Annotated in this window: 7 protein-coding genes; 2 read left to right on the forward strand and 5 right to left on the reverse strand. The window is 61.7% G+C overall.

Translation table 11 applies throughout. The annotated features are described in order from the left end of the window. Positions 1-680: sulfite exporter TauE/SafE family protein (locus Q0341_RS10375; protein ID WP_299512929.1), on the reverse strand; the 680-nt coding region annotated here is incomplete at its 3' end. A 256-nt stretch (positions 681-936) separates the two neighbouring features. Here Q0341_RS10375 and Q0341_RS10380 point away from each other — a divergent pair. Continuing rightward, complete coding sequence (locus Q0341_RS10380; RefSeq protein ID WP_299512931.1) at positions 937-2,139, forward strand: ABC transporter substrate-binding protein; 1,203 nt, start codon at positions 937-939, stop codon at positions 2,137-2,139. A gap of 6 nt (positions 2,140-2,145) precedes the next feature. Here the strand turns inward: Q0341_RS10380 and Q0341_RS10385 are convergent, their stop codons facing one another. The 4 genes from Q0341_RS10385 to Q0341_RS10400 all read right to left on the reverse strand — a co-directional run bounded on the left by Q0341_RS10385 (position 2,146) and on the right by Q0341_RS10400 (position 5,051). Beyond that, positions 2,146-2,451 (reverse strand): hypothetical protein, encoded by a 306-nt coding sequence (locus tag Q0341_RS10385; protein WP_299512933.1) that lies wholly within the window; start codon positions 2,449-2,451, stop codon positions 2,146-2,148. After that, positions 2,358-3,338, reverse strand: coding sequence for a hypothetical protein (locus Q0341_RS10390; protein WP_299512936.1), 981 nt, complete (start codon positions 3,336-3,338; stop codon positions 2,358-2,360). Before Q0341_RS10390 ends, Q0341_RS10385 begins: the two co-directional genes overlap by 94 nt. A 208-nt stretch (positions 3,339-3,546) precedes the next feature. After that, positions 3,547-4,740, reverse strand: coding sequence for an FAD-dependent 5-carboxymethylaminomethyl-2-thiouridine(34) oxidoreductase MnmC (gene mnmC, locus Q0341_RS10395; RefSeq protein WP_299512938.1), 1,194 nt, complete (start codon positions 4,738-4,740; stop codon positions 3,547-3,549). 35 nt (positions 4,741-4,775) lie between these two features. Then, positions 4,776-5,051, reverse strand: coding sequence for an oxidative damage protection protein (locus tag Q0341_RS10400; RefSeq protein ID WP_299512940.1), 276 nt, complete (start codon positions 5,049-5,051; stop codon positions 4,776-4,778). A 213-nt stretch (positions 5,052-5,264) separates the two neighbouring features. Here Q0341_RS10400 and Q0341_RS10405 point away from each other — a divergent pair. Continuing rightward, the coding region (locus Q0341_RS10405) for an FAD-binding oxidoreductase (RefSeq protein WP_299512942.1) at positions 5,265-5,500 on the forward strand (236 nt) is incomplete at its 3' end.

The following is a 5,500-nucleotide window of genomic DNA, read 5'->3' on the forward strand; positions in this document are numbered from 1 at the left end:
AGTGAGCCGGCCAGCAGCTTGGCCAGCAAAGGCCAGTCCACCGAGCCCAAAGACGCGTGACCCAGGCCCGCGACCAAGGTGAGCGGTACGGCGTAAGCGATGTCGGCGGCCACGATGCGCGGCAGCGGAAGCAAGGGGTAGAGCAGCAGCAGGACGCTCACGCCAATCGCCCCTGCACCCACCGATGTCAAGGTGACGAGCACCCCAATCAGTGCACCGAAGAGCACCGGCAAGCTCCAGTGGCGGGGTTGGGTCGCGCGCTCTTGGTCGGCAACACCGAGGGAGGGAGGCAGTTGTTTGCCGCGCAGTGTTTTGTAGAGCATGGCCGCCGCCGTCAAGAGCAGGGCCACGCCCAAGCTGTGGGTCATCACGGACTGGACCTGCGGGTTGGCCGGGCCGATCCAGTGCAAAGTCGCCAATGTCATCAGGGCGGCCGGGATGCTGCCCACACTCAGCCAGCCCACCACGCGCCAAGGCACGATGCGCTGGCGCGCAAAGCTCACGGTGCCCCCCATCTTGGTGATGGCTGCAAACAGCAAGTCGGTGCCCACGGCCATGTAAGGCTTGACGCCAAAGAAAAAAATCAGGATCGGTGTCATCAAGGAGCCGCCGCCCACCCCTGTCAGGCCCACCACAATGCCGACAAAAAAACCCGCAAAAACATATGCCAAATCAACCATGCAGGCGACTGTAAGTGGGCTGGGTGCAAGCACCAACGATTTTTAAGTTGGGTCGATATGCCATGGTCATATAAGGCCTTGCGCTTGGCCAGTTTGGCGGGCCTTGGCGGCGCGGCAGTCGCAACCAGCTTGCGGCTTGTGTGGTCGTCTTCAGGCGAATCCCCGCGCGAATGCGGTCCACTGAATGGCGTCGGCGAAACCCACGGGGTCGGCTGTTAAAGTGACGCGTTTTGGCACCCACTCACGGATTGAACACATGAACCGCCTTATCTTCACTGGCCTGTTGACCGCAGCCGCTGCCACGACCTCCGTGCTGGCCCAGACCCCGATCAAAATCGGTGAGATCAACAGTTATTCGGCCATCCCGCAGTTCACCCAGCCCTACAAACAAGGCTGGCAGCTGGCGGTAGAAGAGATCAACGCACAAGGCGGTTTGCTGGGGCGTCCTGTGGAGGTGATTGCCCGAGACGATGCGGGCAAGCCCGATGAGGCTTTGCGCCACGCCATTGAGCTGACGTCCAAAGAAAAGGTGGACATTCTGGCGGGAGGCTTTTTGTCCAACGTGGGTTTGGCGCTGGCGGATTACGCGGCCAAAAACAAGCGCTTGTTCATCGCCAGCGAACCCTTGACCGACGCCATTGTTTGGGAAAAAGGCAACCGCTACACCTTCCGCCTGCGCGCCAGCACCTACATGCAGGCGGCCATGCTGGTGGAAGAGGCGGCCAAGATGCCTGCCAAGCGTTGGGCCACGATCGCGCCCAACTACGAATACGGCCAAAGCGCAGTGGCCAACTTCAAGTCACTGCTCAAGGCCAAGCGCCCGGATATTGAGTTCGTGAGCGAGCAGTGGCCGGCCCAGGGCAAGATCGACGCGGGCAGCACGCTCACGGCCACCATGGCGGCCAAGCCGGATGCGATCTTCAACGTCACGTTTGGGGCCGACTTGGCCAAGCTGGTGCGCGAAGGCAACCAGCGCAATGTGTTCCCCAAAACGCCTGTGGTGTCCATGCTGTCGGGTGAGCCCGAATACCTGGACGTGCTCAAGGACGAAACGCCCAAGGGTTGGATCGTGACGGGTTACCCCTGGGACCAGCTGGACACGCCGGAGCACGCCAGCTTTGCCGCCAATTACTACAAGAAGTTCAACGAAAACCCCAAGCTGGGCTCTGTGGTGGGCTACGCCACCATGCAATCGATCTTTGCCGGCATCAAAAAGGCCAAGTCCACCGACAACGAGAAATTGGTCATCGCCATGCGGGGCCTGAAGTTCAACACCCCCTTTGGCCCGGCCGAGTACCGCGCCATTGACCAGCAGTCGACCATGGGGGCGTATGTGGGCAAACTTGACCAACGGGGCGGCAAAGGCACTTTGGTGCAGTGGCGCTATGCCGATGGCAAAAACTATTTGCCCACCGATGCCTACGTCAAGGCCCGCCGTCCTGCCGATGCCATGAAGTGAAACCGCTCAAGGGGTGTTGCGGGCGGGCTCGGTGTTCTGCAAAACACGGGAGACGCTGAGCACGCGTACTTGGGCTGGTAAGTTTTCCCGAACTTTGTAATTTTGAGCCCGGCCCTCGGACTGGAACGGGCCCGTGATGATGGCAAAGCGGTTTTCCTTGGCCTCGCTGGGCCTGAGCATGATCACCCGTGCATTTCTCAACTCGGCGCGGGCGCGAATCAGGCTTTGCGCTTGAGGGGCGTTTTGAAATCGGCCGTGCTCCAGCACGAAGTGCTCGGGTGAGACCTTGGCCAGCCATTGGGCTCCTCGCAAGGCGACATCGGGATGGTTAACTGGACTTGTTGGAACGCGATCTCTTCAGGGACTGATGCGTCAAGGCTGCCCACTTTGACTGGGGTCAGCGCGGCTGTGGCCGGAGCCGTCTCGTCGGCGTGGGGGGCATCGGCCTTGCTTCGACTTTCGGGCAGATGGGGCGGCACATTGGTTTGCTGGGTAGGGCGTTCCAGGTGCATCGCCGTCCACAAGAAAGCCACAAGCAGCACGGCGCTCAACCCCATCACCAAGCCATGCGAGTTCTGCCGGACGGTCAGGGCACCGATTGAATGCGCGAGGCCCTCACGCACTGGGCCCTTGCCCAGCTTGGCCTCTGTAGGGGGCGGGGCTTGGGGCGTAGGTTCGTTTATGTGCCAGTTGACCCACGGCACAGGGGGGGTGTTTTCAGGGGCATATTGACGCTTTGTTTGGCTGAGGTCTGCGTGCGGCGCATGACACAGCAGGACCCAGCGAACGGGCAGGCCTGGCATTTGCGCGACCAAATTTTGGAGCAGATCTAAGTCTGCAGTCTGCAACTGATCGGCTTCGTGGATGACCGCCACCTCTTGGGGGCTGTTCTGGGTGATGGGGGTTTGCATGGCCTTCGCCAACCCTTGCCGTGACACCATGTGGTTGATGTGGCCGATCCAGGCCAAAGGCGCTTGGCTTGAAAAATGGGTCACCTCCACATGCGGCGCCAAGGCTCGCCACCAGGCATCCAAAGCCGCACCAGCGTGCTGAGCCAAAGACGCGTTCTGCGCGGAAATCATCAAATGGACGCCACCGTGCAAAACGGCATCGGCCAATTGTGCCAAGGCAGTGGCTTGTTCTGGGGGGAGTTTGCTGGCGGTGAGAGTGCTTACGTCAGGGTCAAGCCGAGGTTGCATGGTTTCTTAAATATTCAAAAATTAAACCAAATTAAACACCAGGATCTCAATAAATGGGTGTCATGCCCGCCTATGGGGTGTGCCAGAACATGGCTAACGGGCTGGGCCGTGGGGCCGTGGTCGGTGTAGCCGCCGCACGAGTGGATACGGCCCAGCGCAAACAGAATGCAGAGCTGCACCCTAGCCGGATTTGAAAGTTCTCGACAAGCTATGTGCGAGCGTATCGCTCGGCCGCCAGGTGCTTGGCCAAAGCTGCGGGCAAGGGCGGCTCTTCTTGGTTCATCCATGCCGCGGTGAGTTCGCCGCACAGCACGGCCAGGCTGATGCCGCGTGCGCCCATGCCTGCGCTCAGACACAGGCCCGGCAAGCGCAGGCGGTCGATGGGGCCGACCGCCGGCAAGCGGTTGGGCAAGGTGCAGCGCAAACCGGCCCAACCGTGCACCCGGTCTGGCCCGAATTGCCCGGCCATGGCTTCGCCCAAGGCCGGCAAGAGCGAGGCCAAGCGCAGCTGGTTGGCAAGGTGGTCCTCCAACCGTACGGGGGCCTGCGTGCAGTCGCGCTCAAAAGTGGCCCCGATGAACCAGCCCGGTGGCCCTTCTGGTGTGGGCACGCCGCTGATGAAGCTGCCGTGGCCGTTGACCGGAAAAGGCGGCAGCCGCTGGTGCTGGGCGTTCGTCAAGTCGGCCATGTGGCCAAAGCTGACTTGCCCGCGCAGAGGATTCAAGGGCACTGCGAAGCCGGGCAGAGACCGCAGCAAAGCCAGGCTGTCAAAAGCGCTGGCGACCACCAGCCAAGGCGCTTGGGCCACGGTGTGCCCCTGCGCGTTCAGCGCAGTCCAAGCTTGGTCGCGCCGCTCAATGGCGTGCACGGCTTGCGACCACCGCACCTGCACCCCTGGTGTTTGCAGCTGCGCCAGCGTCAACTGCCGGGGCCTGACCCAGCCCGCATGCCCATGCCAGAGCGCGGGCGTGCCGGGGGGGAGCCCGGCCGCAGCAATTTGCGCGGCGCTGGCTTGTTGCGTCATGCCCAGAGGGCTGTCCAAGGGAGCGTCATGCCCGCTGTCTGAGGCCAAGTTGTCGCTGGGCAGCCTGCGTTTGCCCGCCAGGTTGTGTTCCAGAACGCCGGTCAGGGCCCAATCGGTGCCGCTGTGCAGCAGCGCCTGAGCCCGCTGCAGCGTGGCCCGAACGCCCGCACGCGTGATGCGCGAGAGCACGTTGTCGTCGGGCGAGACATGGGGCGCGGCCAGCCCTGCAGGCAAGCCCGACGCGCCAGCACCCACGCCTGCTGCTCGGTCGAGCACCGTGACTGACCAGCCGCGCACAGCCAAGCTGTAGGCCACGGCCGAGCCCGACAAGCCAGCACCGATGACCAGGGCTTGGCGCGGCTCGGCAGCGGGGCTCAAGGTTTCAAAAATGGGGAGTCAAGCGCCGCTGGGCATCAGCTGGCGGGCGGGGGCACGTAGCCCTGAGCAGCGTCTGCGCCATCGCCAAAGAAGTGGTTTTCCATTTGGCGCGCCAGGTACTGGCGGGCACGCAAATCGGCCAGGTTCAGGCGGTTTTCATTGACCAGCATGGTCTGGTGCTTGAGCCAGTCAGCCCAAGCTTGCTTGCTCACGCCTTCCCAGATGCGCTTGCCCAGCTCACCGGGGTAGGGCGGAAAATCCAGACCCTCTGCTTCTTTGCCGAGTTTGATGCATTGAACGTTGCGTGCCATGGTGATTGTCAGCCTTGATGTATCTTAAGAAGCGCTGGTTATACGGATATAGAATTTCCGTATTTCCAGTTGGAAGCGGTTCACACGAGAATACGGGTTGTTGGTGCAACCGCACCGTCTTTTCTGTGGTCTTGCAGGCCGTAACTGTAGCAAGCTTTCAGCACCCTCCATTGGCATTGGGTCTCTCGCCCGACCAAAACCCAGACACATCAAATGAGTGCATTTCTTGAAGAACGCGTTTTGAGCGTTCACCACTGGACGGACCGCCTGTTCAGCTTCACCACCACCCGTGACCAGGCCTTGCGCTTTTCAAACGGGCACTTCACCATGATCGGCCTGCGCGGCGACAACGGCAAGCCGTTGTTGCGGGCGTATTCCATCGCCAGTGCCAACTACGAAGAGCATTTGGAGTTTTTGAGCATCAAGGTCCCCGATGGCCCTCTGACCTC

The organism is uncultured Limnohabitans sp. (assembly GCF_937889215.1).
In the GTDB taxonomy this organism is placed as follows: Bacteria; Pseudomonadota; Gammaproteobacteria; order Burkholderiales; family Burkholderiaceae_C; genus Limnohabitans_A.